The 24,713-nt window shown below is 41.6% G+C and carries 20 protein-coding genes; 18 read left to right on the top strand and 2 right to left on the bottom strand.

Translation table 11 applies throughout. The features are described 5' to 3' along the window. Positions 1-120: 120 nt before the first annotated feature. A complete protein-coding gene (gene galE, locus AB4160_RS07030) occupies positions 121-1,149 on the bottom strand; it encodes a UDP-glucose 4-epimerase GalE (protein WP_372004045.1) in 1,029 nt (342 codons plus the stop codon). A 507-nt stretch (positions 1,150-1,656) separates the two neighbouring features. Here galE and AB4160_RS07025 point away from each other — a divergent pair. The 3 genes from AB4160_RS07025 to AB4160_RS07015 all read left to right on the top strand — a co-directional run bounded on the left by AB4160_RS07025 (position 1,657) and on the right by AB4160_RS07015 (position 7,594). After that, entirely contained in the window at positions 1,657-2,856 is a 1,200-nt protein-coding gene (locus AB4160_RS07025) for an efflux RND transporter periplasmic adaptor subunit (RefSeq protein ID WP_372004043.1), read from the top strand. 2 nt (positions 2,857-2,858) lie between these two features. Beyond that, positions 2,859-6,056, top strand: a complete 3,198-nt coding sequence (locus tag AB4160_RS07020) for an efflux RND transporter permease subunit (RefSeq protein WP_372004041.1) — start codon at positions 2,859-2,861, stop codon at positions 6,054-6,056. A 236-nt stretch (positions 6,057-6,292) separates the two neighbouring features. Then, the gene (locus AB4160_RS07015; protein WP_372004039.1) at positions 6,293-7,594 is read left to right on the top strand and encodes an ectonucleotide pyrophosphatase/phosphodiesterase; all 1,302 of its coding nucleotides are present in this window, start codon (positions 6,293-6,295) and stop codon (positions 7,592-7,594) included. Positions 7,595-7,644: 50 nt separating this feature from the next. Here the strand turns inward: AB4160_RS07015 and AB4160_RS07010 are convergent, their stop codons facing one another. Then, positions 7,645-7,893, bottom strand: a complete 249-nt coding sequence (locus AB4160_RS07010; protein ID WP_102476762.1) for a YdcH family protein — start codon at positions 7,891-7,893, stop codon at positions 7,645-7,647. Positions 7,894-8,300: 407 nt separating this feature from the next. On the opposite strand from AB4160_RS07010, the gene AB4160_RS07005 reads away from it, so the two are divergent. The 15 genes from AB4160_RS07005 to AB4160_RS06935 all read left to right on the top strand — a co-directional run bounded on the left by AB4160_RS07005 (position 8,301) and on the right by AB4160_RS06935 (position 24,641). Further along, complete coding sequence (locus tag AB4160_RS07005; RefSeq protein ID WP_372004037.1) at positions 8,301-8,954, top strand: multiheme c-type cytochrome; 654 nt, start codon at positions 8,301-8,303, stop codon at positions 8,952-8,954. A gap of 484 nt (positions 8,955-9,438) precedes the next feature. After that, a complete protein-coding gene (gene hyaA / locus AB4160_RS07000) occupies positions 9,439-10,575 on the top strand; it encodes a nickel-dependent hydrogenase small subunit (protein ID WP_102435474.1) in 1,137 nt (378 codons plus the stop codon). Between the two features lie 3 nt (positions 10,576-10,578). Beyond that, positions 10,579-12,282: a nickel-dependent hydrogenase large subunit gene (hyaB, locus tag AB4160_RS06995; RefSeq protein WP_102435476.1), complete on the top strand. Its 1,704-nt coding sequence runs from the start codon at positions 10,579-10,581 to the stop codon at positions 12,280-12,282. Positions 12,283-12,311: 29 nt separating this feature from the next. Next, a complete protein-coding gene (gene cybH / locus AB4160_RS06990) occupies positions 12,312-12,977 on the top strand; it encodes a Ni/Fe-hydrogenase, b-type cytochrome subunit (RefSeq protein ID WP_076540932.1) in 666 nt (221 codons plus the stop codon). A gap of 3 nt (positions 12,978-12,980) precedes the next feature. After that, positions 12,981-13,535 carry a HyaD/HybD family hydrogenase maturation endopeptidase gene (locus tag AB4160_RS06985; RefSeq protein WP_102476759.1) on the top strand — a complete coding sequence of 185 codons (555 nt, stop codon included), beginning with the start codon at positions 12,981-12,983 and terminating at the stop codon, positions 13,533-13,535. Then, on the top strand, positions 13,528-15,489 hold the full coding sequence (locus AB4160_RS06980; protein WP_372004035.1) for a hypothetical protein: 1,962 nt from the start codon (positions 13,528-13,530) through the stop codon (positions 15,487-15,489). The genes AB4160_RS06985 and AB4160_RS06980 overlap by 8 nt, the downstream gene beginning before the upstream one ends. A 4-nt stretch (positions 15,490-15,493) precedes the next feature. Then, positions 15,494-17,872, top strand: coding sequence for a carbamoyltransferase HypF (hypF, locus tag AB4160_RS06975; RefSeq protein WP_372004034.1), 2,379 nt, complete (start codon positions 15,494-15,496; stop codon positions 17,870-17,872). A 102-nt stretch (positions 17,873-17,974) separates the two neighbouring features. Further along, entirely contained in the window at positions 17,975-18,694 is a 720-nt protein-coding gene (hypB, locus tag AB4160_RS06970) for a hydrogenase nickel incorporation protein HypB (protein ID WP_303446323.1), read from the top strand. A gap of 1 nt (position 18,695) precedes the next feature. Then, on the top strand, positions 18,696-18,941 hold the full coding sequence (locus AB4160_RS06965; protein WP_102435486.1) for a HypC/HybG/HupF family hydrogenase formation chaperone: 246 nt from the start codon (positions 18,696-18,698) through the stop codon (positions 18,939-18,941). Beyond that, positions 18,938-20,065: a hydrogenase formation protein HypD gene (hypD, locus tag AB4160_RS06960; RefSeq protein WP_372004032.1), complete on the top strand. Its 1,128-nt coding sequence runs from the start codon at positions 18,938-18,940 to the stop codon at positions 20,063-20,065. The genes AB4160_RS06965 and hypD overlap by 4 nt, the downstream gene beginning before the upstream one ends. Next, positions 20,052-21,065, top strand: coding sequence for a hydrogenase expression/formation protein HypE (gene hypE, locus AB4160_RS06955; protein ID WP_102476754.1), 1,014 nt, complete (start codon positions 20,052-20,054; stop codon positions 21,063-21,065). The genes hypD and hypE overlap by 14 nt, the downstream gene beginning before the upstream one ends. Then, positions 21,065-21,412: a hydrogenase maturation nickel metallochaperone HypA gene (locus AB4160_RS06950; RefSeq protein ID WP_102435491.1), complete on the top strand. Its 348-nt coding sequence runs from the start codon at positions 21,065-21,067 to the stop codon at positions 21,410-21,412. Before hypE ends, AB4160_RS06950 begins: the two co-directional genes overlap by 1 nt. Positions 21,413-21,470: 58 nt before the next feature. Further along, on the top strand, positions 21,471-21,635 hold the full coding sequence (locus tag AB4160_RS06945) for a hypothetical protein (protein WP_198589276.1): 165 nt from the start codon (positions 21,471-21,473) through the stop codon (positions 21,633-21,635). Between the two features lie 434 nt (positions 21,636-22,069). Continuing rightward, positions 22,070-23,476, top strand: a complete 1,407-nt coding sequence (locus tag AB4160_RS06940) for a DUF1800 family protein (RefSeq protein ID WP_372004029.1) — start codon at positions 22,070-22,072, stop codon at positions 23,474-23,476. 1 nt (position 23,477) lies between these two features. After that, positions 23,478-24,641, top strand: a complete 1,164-nt coding sequence (locus AB4160_RS06935) for a DUF1501 domain-containing protein (protein ID WP_372004027.1) — start codon at positions 23,478-23,480, stop codon at positions 24,639-24,641. The last annotated feature ends 72 nt before the right edge of the window (positions 24,642-24,713 follow it).

Here is a 24,713-nt window from a genome sequence, read left to right as displayed (position 1 = left end):
AGAATCTGTTACACCCTCTGATTATTTAAGGGGGATTTACTTAACCAAGATGTGTGATAAACGCCTTCATTTTCACATAAAGGCGCTTTCAACTCATGCTGCGAGACATTAAGACTAACGTTACGCTTGATCATAACCATTAGGATTAGCTGATTGCCAGCGCCAGGTATCAACCATCATTTGATCTAAACTGCGCTTTGCTTGCCAATTCAATTGTTGATTAGCTTTTTGCGCATTGGCCCAAAATGCAGCTAAATCCCCTGCTCGTCTTGGACTAACTTCATAAGGGATAGGTTTTGCAACCGCCTTTTCAAACGCTGAAACAATATCAAATACCGATATGCCATTACCTGTACCTAAGTTAAACGACTCAACTCCCGTAAAGCTAGCATTGTTGTCTAACCAGTTCATTGCTGCAACATGCCCCTCTGCCAAATCCATTACATGTAGATAGTCACGTTCACAGGTACCATCTTTAGTTGGATAATCAGCACCAAAAATACTTAGCTTTTCACGTTTCCCCACCATAACTTGAGCAACATAAGGCAGAAGATTGTTAGGAATACCTTTTGGTGACTCACCAATTTGGCCGCTTTCATGGGCACCAATAGGATTAAAGTAACGTAATGATACCCCTCTAAAATTACTGTTTGATACAGCAAAATCTGCCATCACCCGTTCGACCATTACTTTAGTTGCCCCATAAGGGCTTGAAGGTGTACCTAACTTCATGGTCTCAACATAAGGCACATCATTTTCTTCGCCATAAACGGTCGCTGATGAACTAAATATAAAGTTATAAACATTATGTTCGGCCATAACTTCTAACAAACAAACTGAACCATGAACATTGTTTTGATAATACTCAAGTGGAATTTGCGCTGATTCACCGACCGCTTTAAGGGCCGCGAAATGAATAACCGTTTGAATGTCGTATTGATTAAACACCGCGGTTAAGGCCTGTTTATCCCGAATGTCACCTTCAACAAAACTAACAGATTTCCCAGTTAATGCTTCTACCCGCTTAATTGACTCTATATTTGAATTAAACAAATTATCAAAAACAACGACATTACAATTGTTTTCTAGCAGTGATAACACTGTATGTGAGCCAATATAACCTGCACCACCGGTAACTAATACGTTCATTACTGTTCCTTCTGTATAAAACTTATCAATCGCCTATTAATAACTCATTTATAATCTATGAACTCAGAGTAATTAATTAGCGTGTGTAAACGTTCAAAATGACAATTTATAATCCGCAATTTTGAACCTTACACATCAAAATTACTATTATTAATTAGCCTCATGAGATTAAATCAGCACAATTGGTTAATAAATCCTGTTTTATAACTTAATCTTTTACCACTCTAGCCTCACATTCAAACTCTGTGTATACATTTACCACTAAAATTCTACTTAAGTGACAATTACTATTAATACACTGATTTAACAACAAAAAAATCTATCACCCTATGAATGCACACTCTTATAGTTATCATTGAAATAGTAGAACTGAAACATTTGACACATTAGATTACACATTGTTACCACTTGCCATTAACAGTTTTAATAGCATCTCCATATAATGTTGATAACTCATTTGCTCACAAGCACTAAAAGCTTGTGTTATATCTTCAAAAAGGATGTCCCGTGGCGACCACAATGCAAAAAGTTTTTCCTTTCTTAATTATAGGTTCTGGCATTGCCATAACTGCGGCCTTAGTTGCCATGAAGCAACCACCCGAAGAAAAGCCAGCCGTAGACACTACCCCGCTTGTATCAGTGCAGAGTATCGAATATAAGCCAATGACATTTACGGTTAGCTCTTATGGGGTTGTTAACCCTAAGTATCAAACTGAATTAGTGGCACAAGTGAATGGTGAAATCACCTACCTTGCAGAAGCCTTTGTAAAAGGAGGCTTCGTCAAAAAAGGCCAGATACTCGCCAAAATAGATCCAAGTGATTACGAATCAGCATTACTTGATGCACAAGCTGAACTGGCATCAGCTAAATCAAACCTAGTGCTAGAAAAAGCCACTGCAGCAGTAGCCGAACGTGAATGGGCTGAGATTACCGATAGTAAACCTAGCGATTTAAGTTTACGTAAACCTCAATTAGCCAAAGAAATCGCTAAGTTGAAAAGTGCTGAAGCCGGCTTACATCGTGCCCAACGTAATTTAGAACGTTCAGTGATTAAAGCACCTTATGATTCGTTAATCGCCAGTCGTAATATTGGCTTAGGCACTTATGTTGGCAATGGCGCATCAATTGGCACCTTGTATAACACAGAAATTGCTGAAGTACGTTTGCCACTTGCAGATAAAGAAATGCAATATCTAGACAGAAAAGGCGCTAATGCTGAAGTAAGTTTGGTGGGTAACTTCGCCGGTGAAAAACAGCAATGGCAAGGCACGATTGTCCGCAGCGAAGGTGTGATTGATAGTAAGAGTCGTATGACTTATTTAGTCGCTGAAATAAATGACCCTTATGCACTTAAAGGTAACCATAAAGAATTACGCTTTGGCACCTATGTCACAGCACATATTGGTGGCACACAAGCTGGCAGCGTTGCAATTATTCCCCGCCACCTGATTGTAAACGGTTTAGTTGCGGTCATGGATGCAGAAATGAAACTGCGTTATTTACCCGTTAATATTATTCGCCAAGACGGCAGTAACGTGATTATTTCAAGTGGTTTAGAAGATGGGATGAATATTATTACCTCGGCACTTGATTACCCTATTGAAGGCATGTCAGTAAAGTTACCTGAAGATAAGATTCTCCAGCAAGATGCTATTGAAGGTGACGACATTATTAAATCAGCAATCGCCATCAAAGATAAGGAATAATCATGGAAGACACCCATAAAGGTTTGATTGCTTGGTTTGCCCGCAACAGTGTGGCGGCAAACTTATTAATGATCATCATATTACTTGGTGGCTTACTGACAGCAAACACCATACGTAAGCAATTCTTCCCTGCAGTTGAAATTAACTGGATTGAGTTCAGCGCCGTTTATCCGGGCGCTGCGCCCCAAGAAGTTGAAGAAGGCATTACGGTCAAAATAGAGCAAGCTTTAGAGACTGTTCAGGGCTTGCAGCGGGTTATTACCTATTCTAATCGTAACCAAGCCTCTGGTTATTTCAGAATTGAAGACTCATACGATCCGCAAATTGTATTGGATGAAGTTAAATCAGAAATTGACTCAGTATCAACATTCCCAGCAGGCATGGAGTTTCCGAAAGTTGAGCGCATAAAAATACGCCAAGAAGTGATGTATTTAAGTTTATATGGCGACTTATCTCAACGACAACTCAAAGACTTAGGCGAAAAAATTCATCAAGAAATCATGCAACTGCCTAATGTAAATATTTCAGAATTCTATGGCGGACTTAATTACGAAATCAGTGTCGAAGTCAGTAAAGACAGACTCAGAGAATTTGGTCTTAGTTTTAACGATGTTGCAGAAGCTGTACGTGGTTATTCCCGTAATATGTCAGCGGGACAAATTAAAGCTGAAAATGGCTACATTAACTTACGAGTAGAAAACCAAGCGTATGTCGGATATGAGTTTGAAGATTTACCCTTATTAACCTTGGATGACGGTACTAACTTATTACTGGGAGACGTTGCGACGGTCAACGATGGCTTTGAAGAAGGCATTCAATATTCTAAATTCAATGGCCAAAATGCTGTCACCTTTTTTGTTGGCGCCGCTAAAAACCAAAGTATCACCGATGTTGCCGATACTTTAAAAAAATACGTTACTGACAAACAGGCTATTTTACCAGACGGTGTGACCTTAGAGCCTTGGGTTGATATGACCTACTACCTTGAAGGTCGTTTAGATTTAATGCTCGATAGCATGAAAACAGGCGCATTATTAGTCTTTATCATGCTGGCGTTATTTCTGCGAGTGCGGTTAGCGTTTTGGGTAATGATGGGCTTACCCGTGTGTTTCTTAGGTACGCTATTATTTATGCCAATGGGCTTTATTGATGTCACCATCAATGTCATCAGTTTATTCGCCTTCATACTGGTATTGGGTATTGTGGTCGATGATGCCATTGTGATGGGAGAAAGCGCCCATACTGAATGTGAAGAAAACGGTCAAAATATCGATAGTGTTATTCGCGGGGTTAAACGGGTCGCCATGCCGGCAACCTTTGGGGTATTAACCACCATTGCAGCGTTTTTACCGATCACCTTAGATGACGGCCCTTCATCAGCCTTTGGTCAAGCCATTGGGTTTGTGGTTATTTTGTGCTTAATCTTTTCATTAGTGGAATCAAAGTTAATTTTACCGTCACATTTAGCGCATATGAAAAAACCTAAAGTTGTGCAACCGGGTTCTAAAAATCCGTTAGATTGGTTAAGAAATATCGTTAACTTTATTCAAGGTAAAATTGAAACAAACCTAGCGAATTTTATTGCTAATGTTTACCGCCCTAGTCTAACTGCTGCAGTAAAATACCGTTATTCAGTTATTGCGACCTTTGTGATGTTAATTGTTATTTGCGCAGCCCTTTATATAAGCGGCTTAGTACGCTTTATTGGGCAACCTAAAATCCCCCATGATTTTCCTCGTATCACCTTGGAAATGAATGTCGATGCCGCAGAAACCGCAACCCTTAATGCCGCCCATGCCATTGAATCTGCCCTGCGTACTGTTGAGAAAGAGCTTGAATCTCAATATGGTCAAGGCATGATTGCAGAGTTACAAGTTGAGCTTCAAGGTCGTACAAAAGCAGAAGTGAGGACAAAACTGGTCGACCCGGAATTAAGACCCATTAATACCTTTGAAGTGGCTGAATTATGGCGCCAAGCGATGCCAAATATCCCAGGAGTTAAATCTTTCACCATCCAAGATAGTTTATTTGGTGGTGGCCGAGATGATGGTGATATTAGTTTCCGACTAGAGGGTAACGATGAAGCGCAATTAATTGCTGCATCGAAGGAGTTAAAAGAAAAGTTAGGTACTTTAAAAGGGGTGAGTGACATTAATGACAGTCGTCAATCCTCTGCCAAAGAAGTGCAATTTGACTTAAAACCTTTAGCCCACAGTTTAGGCCTAACCCTGGCTAATATTGCTTCACAAGTCGGTAATAGCTTTTACGGACTTGAAGCACAGCGGATTATCCGTAACGGCGAAGAAATCAAGGTGATGCTACGCTACCCAGAAGAGCAACGTAACTCTATCGCCCTCGTTCAGGAGGTGTTGATTAAAACGCCTCAAGGTGCTGAATTACCCCTGTCTGAAGTCGCTAATATAAACGTAGTTCAAGGCGTGAGTAGTATTCGCCGTGAAAATGGTAACCGAACCATTAATGTATGGGCCTCGGTTGATGCTGAACAAGCTGAGCCATTTAAACTCGCCAAAGATATTCGTGATAATTTCATTCCGCAATTATTGGCAAAATACCCTCGAGTGAAAAGTGAGGTTTCTGGCAGTATTCAGGAGCAACTTGATAGTGCCGATACCCAAATGCGTGATTTTATTATCTCTATGTTGGTGATATACAGCTTATTAGCGATACCGCTTAAGTCATACGTGCAACCCTTTATGATCATGTCGGTGATCCCATTTGGCGTGATTGGCTCAATGCTTGGCCATATCATTTTAGGTATTGATTTAAGTAACCTTTCTGTATTCGGGATTATTGCCGCTGCAGGTGTGGTGGTCAATGACTCACTAGTGATGGTGGATTATGTGAATAATTCCCGAAAACAAGGGGTTAAACTCAATGATGCGGTAATTAACGCTGGTTGCAGACGTTTTAGAGCGATTATGTTGACCTCTTTAACGACCTTTATTGGTCTAGTGCCAATCATGACTGAAACCAGTATGCAGGCACAAATGGTGATACCAATGGCCGTATCACTGGCGTTTGGGGTGTTGTTCGCAACAGTGGTAACACTGTGTTTAATCCCTTGTCTTTATATAGCAATTGAAGATACGCGGATTTTCTTGAGAGGTTCTTGGAGACATTATTTTCCATTAACAGCTGAAGAGCATAAAGCAGAGTTAGCCAGTCAAGCAGTAAAATAATCGGTTAACATTGTTAACCGATTTAAAAGCGAAACAGGATGTTTCGCTTTTTTATTGTTTTAATTTCAGTTAATTGCATTGATAATTAACTAAAATACTTGTTAACTAATCAGCCTGCAAAATATGACACATCATAGGATTGTCATCAACACTAACTATGATGGCTAAATTAGATAATAAAAAGAGTTCAAAGTAATTTTTGTCTTCGACTAAATACAATAATAAAGGAAGCAATAATGCGTCAATGGTTAGCATCCAACAGCCTTGCAAGGTTAAAACAACTTAGTAGCAGTATTACTATCGCATTGGTTTTTTTAAGCCATAATATCATGGCAGATGAAACATCATCATTAGGGTCAAATCAGCCCCATAATGTCAATGATAAGCCCTATGTGTTACTTATCTCTATTGATGGTTATAGGCATGATTACAATAAAGTTCATCAGCCTAAGTTTCTTAATAACTTTGCCAGCAATGCCGCAACAATAACGCAATTAACGCCGTCATTTCCAACAGTCACCTTCCCTAACCATTTGACACTGGTTACCGGTCTCTATCCCAGTAATCATGGCATTGTTGCTAATCGTTTCTACAACCCCACATTAGGGCGCCATTACGCTTTAAGCGACCATGATGCCGTCACCGATGGCCGTTTTTACACTGGCGTTCCACTTTGGTCTTTAGCTGCCCAGCAAGGAATGAAATCAGCTACGTATTTCTGGCCCGGCTCAGAAGCTGAAATAGCAGGTTTTAGACCCACTTATTGGAAACGATATGACGGTAGAGTCGCAAATGAAACCCGTGTCGAGCAAGTTATTGAATGGCTTAAATTACCTGAAACGCAGCGGCCGCAATTTGTGACATTATACTTTTCAGATGTCGATAGCGCAGGTCATCATCACGGGCCGTTATCGCAGCAAACCCATGATGCTGTCAATTACATTGATAAGGTCATTGCTAGCTTAATTGAGCAAGTAAATGCGCTACCTTATGCGGTTAATATTATCATCACATCAGATCACGGTATGGCACAGGTTGCTGATTTTGAGCGTATCTACACAGACAAACTGTTTGCCGATGATGAAGCATTAAAATCTCGATTTAGTTTTATTAATGACGCCGCTTTTTCATTAGTGCGCGCCCATGGCAATAATAAAGACCAAGATTTAATTGCCCTTGAGAAACTAGTTGCTGCGACCGATGGCTTAGCATTTTATAGAAAGGACTCGATACCTAAGCACCTTGAGTATGACTTTAATCCCGCCATTGGTGATGGGATTTTGGTCACCCATGATCATTACATTACCAGCAGTGATGCAAAACCTGGCGTTAAGGGTAAACACGGCTACTACGCCGAGGTGATGCCGGAAATGAATACTATATTGTTCGCCCAAGGGCCTGCCTTTAATCAGCAGGAAACCATTGGCCAAGCAAAAAACATCCACCTATATCCACTTATAGCCCATATCCTTAAACTGCCAATTACTGAGCCAATTGATGGCAAACTTGACGTGCTGTCTCCTTTATTAAAGCAATAAAAAAACGGGCAATATCTAATCGATATTGCCCGCTTCTTAAATACATTCTTTTAGCCCTGTTCTGCCAAAGTAATTTGATGATAAAGGGCGTCTTTCATTACTACACGCTGCTGCTTTAACTCATGGATGGATTCGTCTGCGATGGGCGAGTCTCGCATCTCAAGATCTCTAATTTGTTTATCTAACGCATCGTATTTTTTCATTATTTCAGCAAAATCGACATTGCTGCTAATAAGCGAAGTAATCGTATCTATGTGATCTGGAAATTCGTTTCTGAGGGAATGATTTTCACCTAGCATAAAAGCCTCTTATATCCTGTCTTCAATGAGTTAAACGTATCTATGTGTACTTACGCGGTAACGCTAGTCGTTCTCTTATTAAAATGTAGAGCAATTGATATAAAAAACAAGTTGCTCGGCATAATTTACCACTGCGCTTAGCGTTGATATCCACTGCATTAGGTATTGCGAAACTATGCTGCCAATATTGCTTTAGTCATAAAAGCATAATAACAGTGCTTTTCCAGTACTTTAACAGTAGCCAAAAAAATTCAAAAATGGCGAATAAATCAAGATTGCCACCAGCAAAGTGTTGGTTAATTGTTAATTTCATTTTACTATAAGATCTAAATAATCTTTGACGTAAATTTAAGATTAAATTCAATCAGCTAATCAGTATTACCTTCTTCAGCTTAACGACCTTTTTTGTGAATGCGACTACACCAGCAGCTGAATTTAGTGGCAGCCAAACCTGTGTTGAATGCCACCAGCAACAATACAGTGATTGGCAAGGCTCGCATCATGATATGTCTATGGGGCGGACTACTGCAGATATCGTTCTAGCAAACTTTACCGATCAACAATTTGACTACCAAGGTGAAGTCTCACGTTTTTTTATGAGAGTAAGTGAGTACTGGGTCAATATTAAAGGCCCAGATGGCAAGTTTAACGACTATAAAATTAGCTATACCTTTGGTTATGAACCTCTACAGCAATATATGGTTGAATTTGAAAATGGTGCGATACGACTACTCCCTTTTGCTTGGGATAGCCGTAGTAAAGATGAAGGCGGACAGCGCTGGTTTTATTTATATCCTGAAATGGATCCTTATGACGAGTTCTTTTGGACCAATAAAGGCCAAAACTGGAACTACATGTGCGCTGATTGTCACTCAACCAATGTCATAAAAAACTATAACGTAACAGACAATAGCTTTGACAGTAGTTGGTCAGAAATCAACGTGGCCTGTGAAACCTGTCATGGCCCCGCCAGTGAGCATATCAAATGGACAAAAAATCAAACACAGCCGCTGGCCCAATATGGCTTTAATCGCGATTTAACCCCGAAAGTAAGTCAGTAATGAGCCGCAACGCTTATACACATTATGTCAATTTAAAATTAAATATCGCGATCCAAGTACTAATGCTTGTTTAGCGAAATTATCAACCTTAGTACCGCCACAGGTATTGAAACAATTGACTGGCAGTTAACTTAAATAATTATGATGAAATGCGCGTTGAATTTGAGATAAGTCAGCGCGATTTTACTGGTTTTAAACAGCCATAAAGTTAGAAATTGAAATTCACTTTTGCTGTAAATAAAATCAACATCAGACAAGTACGTCCAATAGCTTCTAGTTTCCTAGTGACTTCTATTTAGCTGCTATCAATCCTCGCAAAAAACTCCAAGAATCAACAGCTCACTATTTGTTCAAATAGCGAAACACTCTATTTTTATACATGTTCAATAAGTGAACAATGTTTGATCTGTATCAATATACCTATCCCTAACAGATCTATATTTAATAAAGCAGTTTGATCCTCCAACATGGATAAGGTTATCAGATGGATACACATGCAGCTTTATATCAACGATGTAAAACACGAATTGCGCAATTGCAGCAGTTACAACCACGTCACAGCGTTAGCCTAAAAGATAAATTAATAAAAAATGGCATTAGCCGACGTGAGTTTATGACTTGGAGTGCATCTGTTACCGCACTACTCGCATTGCCCCTGCCTTTCACCAATCTAGTTGCCGAAGCCGCTGAGCTTGCTGATCGAGTACCACTGATTTGGCTGCATATGGCCGAATGTACCGGTTGTTCAGAATCCCTTATCAGAACCGACAGCCCTAATTTAGACAGCCTCATCTTTGATCATATTTCTTTGGAATATCATGAAACATTGATGGCTGCAGCCGGTTGGCAAGCGGAAGAAAACCTTGAGCATGCTATGGAGGCATATAAAGGTAATTACTTATTAGCGGTAGAGGGTGCTGTACCAACGGCTAATAATGGCACTTATTTAACGGTCGGCTGTAAAGGCCATACCGGAATGCAAATAGTAAAAGAAGCAGCTGCTGGGGCGGCTGCAATTATTTCTGTTGGAACTTGCGCCGCATTTGGCGGCGTACAAGCTGCAGCCCCAAACCCTACTGGTGCTAAAGGTGTGCAAGAGGTTATTGATAAACCGGTGATTAATTTAGGCGGTTGTCCTCCTAGTGAAAAGAACATTGTCGGTACCTTGATGTATTTCATCATGTTCGGAAAACTGCCCGCGTTAGATATGTTTAATCGCCCTAAATGGGCATACGGCGCTAGAGTGCATGATAACTGTGAACGTCGTGGTCGTTTTGACGCTGGCGAATTTGTAGAAACCTTTGGCGATCAAGGTGCTAAAGATGGCTACTGCCTATACAAAATGGGCTGTAAAGGCCCTTATACCTACAACAACTGCCCCACTGAACGCTTTAATCATCATACCAGTTGGCCAGTACTTGCAGGTCATGGCTGTATTGGCTGCGCTGAACCTAATTTTTGGGATGATATGGCGGATTTCGAAAAGCCATTAGGCAGACAGTTGCTCCACGGTATTGATGCCACTGCCGATACCATTGGTACCGTCATTCTTGGTGCGACCGTTGTGGGCATAGGTGCTCACGCAGTAACTAGTCTTTTTGCTAAGCCGCTAGAGGAATAAACCATGAGTAAACGAGTCGTTATCGATCCTATCACCCGTATCGAAGGCCATTTACGTGTTGAAGTTGAAGTTGATGAAAATAATGTTATTCAAAAGGCCTGGTCATCTTCTACCCTTTGGCGTGGTATTGAAGTCATTTTAAAAGGCCGTACTCCTATGGATGTCGGCCTAATTGTGCAACGTATTTGTGGGGTATGTACCTATTCTCATTATCGCTGCGGTACTGAAGCGGTTGAAAATGCCTTAGGGGTTAAAATCCCGCTCAACGCAAAGTACTTACGCTCGTTAATGCAAACCTCTTTGTATATGCATGATCACATTGTGCACTTCTATCATTTACATGGTTTAGATTGGGTTGATGTGGTGTCAGCCTTAAGTGCCGATCCGGCATTAGCCGCCCAAGAAGCCAATAAATACACCGAAAACCCTATCGCCACTGGCGAAGGTGAATTACGCGCCGTACAGCAAAGAGTCAAAGGCTTGGTTGATACCGGAAAGCTTGGGCCTTTTGCTAATGCCTATTGGGGCAATAAAACCTACAAGTTCACGCCAGAGCAAAACCTCATTGCCCTATCCCATTACCTTAAAGCGTTAGAAGTTCAGCGTGTAGCAGCTGAAATGCTAGCAATATTTGGCGGCAAGTCGCCGCATCCGCAATCCCTTGTAGTTGGCGGTGTTACCTCTGTTAGAGACATGCTAAGTCCTGCACGTTTACAAGAGTGGAAACAAAAACACGCTATCGTCCATGACTTTATTATCCGCGCTTATAAAGCCGACATCGTTATGGCAGCTGCCGCCTTTGGTGGCGAGCCAAGTGTGTTAGGCGGCGTCAATGTTAAAAACTTTTTAGCCACCGATGACTTTATCTTAGCTGATGGTCAATATCTGTTTGAGCAAGGCGTGATAATGAATGGAGATTTAGCCGGGGTAAGCGATTTAGATCCCGATGCCATAAAAGAAGATGTCACCCACTCATGGTATGACGCAAAAACCGCCCAGCACCCCTATGACGGCACAACGATTCCAAATTACACCGGATTTGTTGAGCGCGATACCGTGTATGGCAAATTACCGACTGTCGATGGTGATGGAAAATACTCTTGGGTTAAATCCCCACGATATCAGGGCGAACCCGTAGAAGTTGGGCCGTTAGCCTGTTTACTGGTGAACTATGCCCGTGGCAACAAGATTGTTGTTGATAGTGTTAATGGGTTGCTCGCCGCAACAGGCCTGCCTATAGAAGCATTATTCACCACCTTAGGCCGCACCGCGGCGCGCATGCTGCAAACCGTGATTGTGGCAGAAGAAGGCTTAAAAACCTTTGATGCCATGTTAACCAATATGCAATCGGATGAATCTACCTATGTGACACCAGAAATAGACTCAGATCGCGATTACATCGGCCATGCGATGATTGAAGCGCCGCGTGGAATGCTCAGTCACTGGATCAGAATTAAGGGCGGTAAGATAGAAAATTACCAAGCTATTGTTCCTACCACGTGGAATTCTGGCCCTGTCGATGCTGACGGTAAAGTTGGCCCTTATGAAGCATCACTGATTGGGCTTGAACTTGAAGATCCAACCAAACCACTGGAAGTCATTCGAATTATTCACTCGTTTGATCCATGTATGGCCTGCGCGGTACACGTAATGGATTATAAAGGTAATGATTTAGGTGAATTCCGCATCGATCCTAACGGGTTTTAGCAAGTTTGCGGATCTAAGAGGAAAGGATTATGACTCAAATTGCAACCCATCGCAGAGAACTCATCTTCTCACCTGCCATACGGATATTCCATTGGCTTAGAGCACTGTCTATTTTGATGTTAGTGGTAACTGGTTTTTACATTTCATGGCCATTTTTGGTGGCGCCCGCATCTTCTGATGTCTTGGTTCAAGGTGGGATCCGCTTTGTACATCTCGTGTTTGGCTTTGTACTTACCAGTATCACCATAGTACGTTTTTACTTGTTCTTTTTTGCTAAAAGCGCCATTGAACGACGTTCAATCAGAGATGTTTTAAGCCTGAAGAGCTGGATAGCACAAATTAAATCCTATATCTGGATGGGACACTTAGATAAAGCTGGCGTATACGGACCTTTGCAGTTTGTGACATACGTTGCCATATCATTTGCGGCTTTATTCATGTGTATCACTGGCTTGGTGCTTTATGCCAATGTTTATCATCAAGGGTTAGGTGGCGCTATATGGGAAGTTTCAGCTTGGTTTACGGCCTTAATGGGCGGGTTAGCACAAGTACGAATTTGGCATCACATAGTCACCTGGGCTTTCATTATATTTGTGGTTATTCATATCTATATGGCGGTTTGGTCAGGCATACGCTTTAAGCATAACTCTGTTGACTCTATCGTCTCCGGTTATGACTACCATAAGGATCACTAGCCTTTGTCTACTAGCTTACTAATAGGTATAGGAAACGTTTTGTACGCTGATGAAGGGATCGGCGTACATTTTGTTAATTATATCGATGAAAAATACGCTTTCTATCAGCCAAACCATCAACTCGATATTTTAGATGGTGGCACCCTTGCTCAAGGACTTATCCCTATTCTTTGTCAATATGACAACTTAATTGTGGTGGATACCGTAAACAGTCCAGGGGTAAAGCCCGGAGAGGTGTATTCATTTAATTTTGATCAAGCGCCACCCGAAATTGATTGGCAAGGCAGTGCCCATGAGGTTGAGATGCTGCAAACCCTGATCATGATGGACATGGTCGGTGATAGACCCAATACTCACGTGATTGGAGTTACGCCGACAGTCATCGAGCCGATGACATTAGGCTTAACTGAGTCAATACAAGCTGCGGTGCCGACGATGGAAAAAGCCTTACTGGCACACCTTGAAAAAGCAGGTTTTAGCTATACAAAAAAACACAGTGTTAATATTAACGACTTAATCCCTGATTCCTATAAACGTGGATGTCAGCCCTATGCATAAAGTCAGTTTTAATTTTACCTGCCAGCGCCCAGTGGCCTTTTATGCGCAGCTTTGTAATCAATATATAGCCGATACCCGCTTTGACTTTAGCGCGGGTTTTAACAACAATCGCTATTTTTTAGAAGTTGAGGCCACAGAGCCACAACTCGCCGCCCTTGCCGATGAGATTGCCGCCAAATTTTTATATTCAATCTGGTTATGCTCTGCTGATGTCGGTGTCATCAAAACCCGTAAAGGCAGCCAAAAGCCGCTAGCCCATGCTGAGCTCAACATCAGTTACTGTAGTGAATGCCAGCCGCAGATGGTTAATGCCGCTAATGATAACTTTTTAAAGCTTGATCTAGTTTGTCCCCATTGTCACGGCCATGAGCGTATAAGCACCTTAGAGCAATCTATGGCGCCGCAAGATCTTATTGCAATTGCAGCGCGGTTAAAAAATGACACCAAGATTAGTTTAAGCAGCAGTGGCAGCACTTATTTAAGTTCTGAATTAAGTTCTGTATCAAGTTCGGATCCAAGTTCAAATTTCAGTTTGAGCTTACAACCTTTTGCCAAAAACGCTGGCCAACAACATATTTTAATCTGTAACCCCCAGCATTTAAGTAAGTATTTTGCAGTGCAGCAGTACCATACCCTCGCCTTATCCAGTTTAGAAAAACCGCGACTCAAACTGATGTCAGCTGATGCAGCAGTCTTTTCAGGTGTTACTACTGCTAAACATCAAGCTAAGTGTAAAGTCCAGCCAACACTTACTGATCCATACTATCAAGTGAGCTTTGCTGACAGTCGTTTACTTATGGCACTGGCTGATCAGCTAAACACTATTGGTATTGATTGGGTCTATATTGATATAAACGATTCAGTTAGCGCTGATACTCATAACGACTTACACAAGCCTTTAACTAAGTCCATAGCTAAGCCAAGCGTAACTCGCATCAATAATGCTTGGGTAGAAATCGCCAGCAATCACCAATTCTCCATTAATGGCGCCAGCCCATTACATGATGTTGCTCAATACAAACACTATGAAGCCAGCTGGAATAACAAACAGATCCATTGCCGTATGTCAGCAGCTGATAACACCGCTGTGACTGAATTAACAGTGACTGGAATAGACGCGGCTAGCTGCGCCATGCACGCAGGTTTGCTGAATTTGTCTGAAGCTGTGATCAGTCAAATTGCCAATCGAATGCTGTCGAATCAAACGCTAGCAGCAACAGACAAACAATCCATCACCAGTGCCACACTCTATTTTAGCCATGACAACCCCAGTGTAGTTATTACCCAAAATAAACAACAAAAAATTGCCCAGTTTTTACGATTACCGACTTTTGAGCAACATGGCGCTGATATTATTGCGCAATTACAGCACGAAGAATCAAAAGTACTCGCTAAGTTTACCCTAGCATTTCCACAACAAATCCATCAATTAGCACTAACCACACTGGATAAAACTAGTGATAATATTCAACATTTTATTGGCCTAGCTGCCATGTTGATTTTAAATGATGAGGCCTTAAATCAATTAACCAGTATTGACGCGAAAGCAGATGCGTTTCATGCACTGGCGCAGCAGTATCATGGTAATAATGCCCCTAGAATTGATTTTCCACTTTGTTCAGAAAACGGCTATAGGAGCATTAATTGGCGCCGTACCTTTGCCAGCTTAATGAGTTTTAAATTAGCTGGCGCCAATCCCGCCATTTTAGCTTTTGGCTTTTTTGATTCACTGGCTGATTATCTTAGTAACTGGCTTGATCATCTGGAGCAGCAACAAGGAATTGATGCCGTGGTGTTAGCAGGCAACGATTTAGTCTATAGCGTACTTGCTGAGCGCCTATGTATGCGGCTACAAAAGAATTACCCTCTAGTGGTAAACCATCAATTAGATCTCGATGGCGCCAACATTGCCATTGGTGGTTTGTATCTCGCCAAAAGACGCGGGTTAAGGTAAGCCTATGGGACTGCACCAAGCCTATCTTCAACAGGTAAAACTCAATATAAACGGCATAGTCCAAGGGGTTGGTTTTCGCCCTTACGTTTATCAATTAGCCACTCAGTCTAATTTGCTCGGCAGTGTGCTTAATAATGAGCAAGGTGTATGCATTCATCTACAAGGATTAAATACTGATATCAATCATGTGATCCATCAGTTAAGAGTTAATCCACCGCCATTAGCCAGAATCGATAAACTGAATGTGGTAGAAGAACGAATCGATACAAGACTAGCCGACTTTTCAATCAGCCAAAGTCAGTCTAATCAACAAGCAATAGTGTCAATTTCAGCCGATAAAAGTAGCTGCACAGATTGCTTAGCTGACATCGCCGCCCCAAATAATCGTCATTACCAATACCCTTTTACAAATTGCACCAATTGCGGGCCAAGATACAGCATTGTTAAGCAACTTCCCTATGATCGCCATCTTACCTCAATGGCTAATTTTGCTATGTGTGATGACTGCCGAAAAGCCTATGAAGATCCCTTAAATCGACGCTACCATGCTCAGCCAGTGAGCTGCCCTAAATGCGGCCCAAAGTTACGTTTTGACATGCTTACCCATGGGCAGATAACTGAGGTTATTGCTGTTCAACAGCAAGTGTTTTCAGCCATCATCAGCGCGTTAAATAATGGCAAAATTTTAGCAGTTAAAGGTCTAGGGGGCTTTCATATTATTTGTGATGCCACTAATGATGAGGCCATTAAAAAGCTAAGATCACGTAAAAAGCGCCCAGCAAAGCCCTTTGCCGTTATGGCAGCGAATATCGAGCAAGCCAAACAACTCGTTACTGGCACAAAAACAGAGTGGCAACTCTTAAGTAGTGCTGAAAAACCTATCACCTTAATGGCTAAACACGCCAATATTGATAATTTTATCAGCAAGTTAATTGCACCCGACATAGATAAATTAGGACTGTTTCTGCCCTACACTCCCATGCATCATCTGTTGCTTAATGCCTTTAACAAACCTATTGTTGCCACCAGCGCAAATCTTTCAGGCTTACCCATTATTACCGACGCCAACGAGATTATGTCGCAACTAGTCCATGTGATTGATGGCCTCGTTGACCACAACAGAGCCATTGTAAACCCTTGTGATGATAGCGTTGTTCAAGTAATTAACGAGCAAATTCAGGTTATTCGATTAGCAAGAGGCTATGCGCCATTAAGTATTGCCTTACCCAGCGCCATTAAATATCCAATTCTTGGGGTCGGGGCGCAGCAAAAAAATACTCAATGCTTTGCTTTTAAACAACATGCCTTTATTAGCCCGCATATTGGTGACTTGTATAACCTCGAAACTAACCAATTATTTGAACACACCTTAAACACATTTAAGCGACTGTATCGTTTTAGCCCTGAGAAAATCATCACTGATAAGCACCCTGATTATGCATCTAGCCAATGGGCTAATAATCAACACAATGTCCCGATTTCACAGGTTCAACATCACCATGCGCATATCCTTAGTGTGCTGGCGATCAATAACTACCAAAAACCAGTATTAGGATTTAGTTTTGATGGCACAGGCTTAGGTGATGATGACAGCCTTTGGGGCAGTGAGTGCATGTTGCTTGATGGCATTAATTATCGCAGTGTCGCTCACTTGAAGTCATTTAAGTTAATTGGTGGCGAGCAAGCGATTAAACATCCCGTAAGGATTTTATTAGCCTTGTTATTCGAGCACTTCAGCCTTGCTCAAATAAAAAACCTGCCCATCGAGGCAATTCAAACAATGCCTGCTCATACCTTAGATAATTTACATCGTATGTGGCTTAAAAATAGTGCTTGCATTGAATCACGCTCAATAGGACGGCTGTTTGATGCCATTGCTGTTGCACTTAATCTTATTGAAACGAATCAGTTTGAAGCCCAAGCAGGCATGTTAATTGAAACTTGTGCTAATAACTGGCTCAAGCAATCAATAGCATCTAATACAACAAATACTGCCAACACTGAGCAGCAATTACTGGCATTGTCTCCAGAGCCAACAGTAGCTGCTTCTGCAGTTAAAGTTTGGGATAGCAGCGGATTAATCAAACAAGTTATCGGGCTTATCACGGCTAAACAGCCGCCATCGACCGAACAATTATGTTTTGCATTCACTGCGAGTTTAAGCCGAGCTGTCGCTGATGTTGCTAATCAGTACCCTGAATATGCTTTAGTGTTTAGCGGCGGTGTGTTTCAAAATAAATTACTACTAACACAATGTCAGCAAGCGTTAAAGCAGCGGCAAATACTACCCAGTAAACTTATCCCTATAAACGATGCCGGCATCTCTTTAGGGCAATTATGGTTTGCCTATTTACAACAACAAACAACACAAATAGCCAATTAATATTTAAATAACGATTAATTGCTGATGTTAATCAAAGAATAATTTTTAACCGCCATTGATACTGAGATATAGCAAGAGGCGTTTCGAATAAGGAATATTGATATGTGCCAAGATTGCGGATGTTCAATTACAGATCATCAACATAGCCTACACTCTAACCCGCAGCTTAATGATACTAAGACCTTATCTGTTATTCATAAAATATTAGATAAGAATGATCATGAAGCCCAGCATAACCGTGCGCATTTTGAAGCCAATAACGTCATGGCTTTTAACTTAATGAGTAGCCCTGGTAGCGGTAAAACCACTTTACTGGAATATTTACCCACTCATTTAATGGCTAAATTCGCGGTCATTGAAGGCGACTTAGAAACCTCTCGTGATGCTGACCGCTTAATCGCTAAAGGCATTAGTGCTTATCAAATTCAAACCGGCTCAGCCTGTCACTTAGATGCCTTTATGGTGCATCAAGCGCTGCACCATATTGACCTTAAACCTATTGATGTCTGCTTCGTAGAAAACGTTGGCAATCTTGTTTGCCCCGCCAGTTACGATGTCGGCACCCACAAAAATATCGTACTGTTATCTGTGCCTGAAGGTGACGATAAAATTGAAAAGTACCCGGTGATGTTTCGCCGTGCAGATTTGGTACTCATAACCAAAATGGATTTAGCCGAGCATTTTGACTTTTCCTTAACCGAATGCGAGCAGCAACTAAAAAAACTCAACCCTGATGTGACCTTATTACCCATTTCAGTCAAAGACCCACAATCTCTTAACCAAGTGGCTGATTGGATAAACAGCGCAATTGGAGCGCAATAATATGTGCTTATCAGTGCCTTCTCAAATTACCGCTGTTCACGATGATACTAGTGTCACCGTCGATACCTTAGGGGTTAAACGCCGGGTCAGTAGTCACCTAATGACAGAGCCATTAAAGGTGGGCGAATTTGTGCTGATCCATATCGGATTTGTGATGAATAAAATCGATACAGAAGATGCCAAATTAAGTTTGGAACTCTATAAAGAGATTGTTGATAAACTTAATGATGAAGGAAATGATTTATGATCCTCACTGATCTATATCAACAGTTTCGCAATCCTGACACCATCAAAGCGTTAGCAGAAGAGATAAACTCACATGCTAGTCAGATAGATACTGATATTAACATAATGGAAGTATGCGGCGGTCATACCCACACCATAATGAAATATGGTTTAAAGCAATTGCTGCCAGCTAACATCAATTTTATTCATGGACCTGGCTGTCCTGTGTGTATTATGCCAAAAGAGCGTATCGACCACGCTGCTGCATTAGCACAGCTTGATGACGTTATATTATTGACCCTAGGCGATATGATCCGAGTGCCTGGTTCAAAAGGTAGCCTTGCTCAATTTCGTGCTAAAGGTTGTGATATTCGGCCTTTATACGACCCTATGGATGCGCTTAGTATCGCAAAAGACAATCCCGATAAAACCATTATCTTTTTTGCCATCGGCTTTGAAACATCAACCCCAATGACTGCCGTGTTAATTGACCAAGCTGAAAAACAGCAAATAAATAATCTGTTATTTCATATCAACCACGTACTAGTGCCACCAGCGATTGATGCCGTGATGGCCAACCCACAAGCTAAAGTAAATGCCTTTATAGGACCTGCCCATGTGAGCGTGATTAGCGGCGCTAAAATTTACCAAGCGGCTGTAGATAACTACAACACACCAGTGGTAGTAGCGGGTTTTGAACCTGTGGATGTGATGGAATCGATTCTTAGAATTGTAAAACAAAAACAGCAAAATATTGCCCAGCTTGATAATCAATACAGCCGCGCGGTCAGTTACGAGGGTAATCAAGCAGCGCAGGCATTAATCGACCAATACTTAACCCTTAGAGCATCATTTAGGTGGCGTGGTTTAGGGCCGATTGCAAAATCAGCATTGACCTTAAAACCCCAGTACGCCCATCGCGACGCCGAAATTATATTCAAACAACAGCTACCCACTGTAGAAATTGATGACCACAAAGCCTGTCAATGCGGTGATATTTTGCGCGGTCTCGCCAATCCACAAGATTGCAAAGTCTTTGGCAGAGGCTGCTCTCCAGACAATCCATTGGGCAGTTGTATGGTCAGCTCAGAAGGTGCCTGCAATGCATATTATCGTTATACAGGAGTAACGAATGCCAGCGAATAAATATCAACACGTGCAGTTAAGCCATGGTGGTGGCGGTAAAGAGATGAACAGTTTAATTACTGATATGTTCTTTAAAGCTTTTTCAAATCCAATTTTGGAGTCTCAAGAAGATGCTGCGGATTTAAATTTAACTGGCCATTGTGCATTTACTACCGACTCTTTTACCGTTGAGCCTTTATTTTTTGCTGGTGGTGATATCGGCAAACTGGCCGTTGCTGGCACAGTCAACGATCTAGCCATGATGGCAGCGCAGCCAGAATATTTAAGCTGCAGTTTTATTATTGAAGAAGGCTTTGCCATTAAAGATCTGAATACCATAGTGCAAAGCATGGCCGCTGAATTACATAAATCTGGTGCACGTATTGTCTGTGGTGATACTAAAGTAGTGCCTAAAGGTTGCGCTGACGGCATATTTATCAATACCTCAGGTGTGGGCCGAATTTTAAAACCCGGTATTTCAGTTAAAAACCTGCAACAAGGTGACGCTATTATCGTATCCCGCGACATTGGAAGGCACGGAGCAGCCATTTTAATGGCACGTGATAGCTTATGTTTAGAGTCTGAACTCACCAGTGATTGCGCCACACTCTGGCCCATAGTCGAGCAACTCATTGCAGCGAATATCGAAATCCATGCCATGAGAGATGCCACTCGCGGCGGCCTGTCTGCGGTATTAAATGAATGGGCCAATGCATCTGCTGTTGGCATTGAAGTCGATGAAAAATTAATTCCAATATCGCCACAAGTCCAAGGCCTGTGTGAACTTTATGGTTTTGAAGCCTTTGATTTAGCAAATGAAGGCACCTTTATTATGGCCCTGCCACAGGAGAGAGCTGAGCAGGCTTTAACTATCATGAAACAATATTGCCACTGCGATCAAGCCTGCATTATCGGCAATGTGACTAATCAACACCTTGGCAAAGTAGTATTAACCACACCATGGGGCAGTAGCCGCTATTTAGATGTTCCCCAAGGTGAGCTATTACCAAGGATTTGCTAATGCACGAGTATTCAATTGTGATGTCATTATTGGAGCAAATTGAGCAATTAGCGGCCCAAAATCAAGCTAATGAAATCATCAGAGTACAGATTAAAGTTGGGGTGTTAAGTGGCGTCGAGCCACGTTTATTGGCCACGGCGTTTGAAACTTTCAAACTTGAAGGGATTTGCCACAACGCTATGCTGGATATGAATATACAGGCGCTAATCATTCACTGCCGCCAATGTGACACGCAATCAGAATTAACCGAACGTAATATTGTTTGCCCAAGATGTTTAAGTACCAATACTCAGGTAATAGATGGCGAGCAGATGATGTTAATGCAACTTGAAATGAATACCGATTAAAGCTCAATTTGTAATAACTTTTATTAACCAATTAAAAAGAATTATTGAGGAACTAACAATGAAAACGAAACTAACCGCAATGCTAATGGCTGCATCCCCTACTCTTGCGTTTGCCCACGAAGGTCATGGCGCAGTCAGTCTATTTCATCATCTGTATGAACTCGCACCTGCTATTGCATTAGTAGCCATTGTCGCCTTAGTTATTTACAACAAAACGCGATAACTTGCTTAGACAGCACTTATTTAAAACAGCACTTATTTTAACAAAAGTCGCTTAGTCAATATTAGTTAGCCAGATACAGCCGGCTTACTTTTAATGCTATCCCTTTGAGCCACAGCTCCCCACTGCGCTCAATGGGTAGTTTTTTTGTATTTATCAGCCAGCCCCGCAAACATAACTAATTTGTCTGGCAATAATGCTAAGCTGCCTCACCTTCTATCTTGAAACAGTCGTGGTTAAAATAAATCCTCAGCAGTGCAAGCGTCTATCAAGCCAAAAATGATATTACCCTCTATTTTGTGTAGTTTATGTCATTCTTAAGGCTAATTTGTTCATAAAACCATCTAAAAAATCTAGTTCACGCTTATAAATCGGCTTTGTTTAGCTTAAGGTAATATTTCACCAAGACCACAAGTTAACTGATCCAAGGATGTACTATGTCAGCAGCTGCGATAATTGCCACTAACCGATTTGGACTTGGCGCGAGGCCAAACGAACTATCCCTAGCGACTAACGATCCAAAAGCCTACTTAGTTAAACAATTGGTGATCCCAGAGTTTGAAGCAACTGAATTCAACTCTGACGAAATAATCCGTCAAGTAAGCGAATTTTTAAGACAAGAGCAGCTAGCAAAAAAAAACCGTCAAACTGAAAATATGATGTCCATGCAAGGTCAATCTAATGCAAATAAAGCCAACAATAAAAAGAAATTTAACGGGCCAAAGCCACTGCCGCCACACAAACAAGCCTATTACCAGCTAACAGCCAGTGCATTTAATAGCGCAATCAATTCTCCAAACTCATTAAGCTGGCGTTTATTACATTTTTTTTCAAATCATTTTAGTGTCACAGTCAGTGGACGAGTGATGACAGCACTTGCCGCCACATTAGAGCGTGAAGCCATAGCGCCAAATTTATTAGGATCATTTGCAGACATGCTACTGGCAGTGACCAGTCATCCTGCCATGATACGTTATCTCAATAATGAAAAGTCGTTCGGTGCAAATTCCCCTCTTGGCAAGCGAGGCAAAGGGTTAAATGAAAATCTAGCTCGAGAAATCCTCGAACTACACACCCTTGGGGTTAATGGTGGTTACACTCAAGCTGATGTCATTGAGCTAGCAAACGGAATTAGCGGGTGGAGCATTGCCAACCCCAGAAAAGATAATGCCACAGGTTTTATCTATCGAGTCAATGGCCATGAGCCAGGACCTAGAACCCTACTTGGTAAACAATATCCTGCCGCACAAGACAATGCCTCTGGCGTTAAGCAGGGTCAAGTTATGCTAGCTGATATTGCCAAACAGCCACAAACTGCAACCCACCTGTGCTATAAAATAGTTAAATATTTTATAAGTGATAATCCTTCTGAAACACTGCAAACCAAGCTTGTTGAAACATGGAACAGCACCAATGGCAACATCAAACAAGTTATGCTGACCTTAATTAATGCAGACGAGTCATGGCAGCCTGAACAGCTGAAGTTTAAAACCCCCGTTGAACATGTCATCTCTAGTTACCGCGCAGTTAATAAGCCTGTCACTAACATGCAAAAATTACTTAAGCAGTTAGGTGAAATGGGTCAACAGCCTTTTAAAGCGGGCTCCCCTGAGGGATTTGGCGATCTAGAACCAGACTGGAACAGTGCTAATGCATTAATGACCAAAATCAACTGGACCACACAATTTGCTACCTCCCAACGAGATTCTGATACCGTTCAGGCAATTAATACCGTATATGGCAACTCATTATCTGAATTATCATTTAATACCATTACCCGTGCAGAAAGTCGTGAACAAGCTTTAGCGTTATTATTACTTAGCCCTGAGTTCTTAAGGAGATAACATGCAACGTCGTGAATTTATTAAAGGGATCAGTGCCAGTTTAGTGATGTTAAGCAGCGGCCTAGCGCCTAGCTCTGTGGCGAATGCAACATCCGCGTCCTCAGCTAAAACTAAAAAGAATATCGTCTGGGTCATACTTCGCGGCGCACTTGACCCATTACATACCATAGTGCCACTAAAGGAGCCTAACTTTTCTCAATTAAGACCCACGCTAGCCGATAATGTCGCCAATTCAAAACTCGTGTTAAACCCACAATTTAGTTTAAATCCAGTATTAACCAATATGCATCAGTGGTATCTCGACAAGCAACTGTTACCTATTGTGGCAGTATCGTCTGGTTACCCTGAGCGGTCACATTTTGCTGGACAAGACTTTTTAGAAAGCGGTGGAGAACTTAAAGAGCTTGAGTCTGGCTGGTTAGGACGAGCCATAAGTGCTTCACTAGATGATAAAAACAATAGCGCTATCGCCATTTCAAACGCTATCCCTATCAGTTTACGCGGGAGTGATAGTGTCAATACTTGGTATCCCACTAAAGGAGAGCCAGCTGATGAAGATATTTATCAGCAGTTAGCCCTGCTATACCAACAAGACAAAAAATTATCTCAAAACCTAATGGATGGGATCTCATTGAAAGAAATGGCCATGCGAGGTGGTGGCAATAAGAGTCGTAAATTTGTCGCCTTAGCTAAAGCCTGTGGTAATTTTTTAACCCAAAGCGATGAAATAGATTGCGCCATGTTAGAAATGGGCGGCTGGGATACCCATAGCAACCAACATAGTCGCCTTAACCGTCAATTGAGCCAATTAGATAATGGCCTTGAAGCACTTAAAACCGCTTTAGCTAATCAATGGCAAAATACTGTGATAATTGTTGCTACCGAGTTTGGCCGCACTGTAAAAGAAAATGGCACATATGGTACGGATCATGGCACTGGTAGTGCTATGTTTATCGCAGGTGGCGCAGTAAAAGGCGGTAAAGTCTTAGGGCAATGGCCGGGGCTTAAACCTGAGCAGTTATTTCAAAATCGAGACTTACAACCTACCAGTAATAGTTTTAGCTGGATAACGACTGTGATGCAGCAACATTGGCAATTAACAACTGAAGAGATAAATCACATACTGCCAAACAACACACCCTATGATGTACCTATAATTAGCTGAAACGATTAATAGTAAATTACAAACAAAAATGCCTGACTTATTGCTAAGTCAGGCATTTATTATCTAAGGCTA

Source organism: Shewanella sp. 10N.286.51.B8 (genome assembly GCF_041469325.1).
Taxonomy (GTDB): Bacteria; Pseudomonadota; Gammaproteobacteria; order Enterobacterales; family Shewanellaceae; genus Shewanella.
The sequence above is the reverse complement of the archived record's forward strand: the minus strand, read 5'-3'. Positions and strand labels throughout refer to the sequence as shown.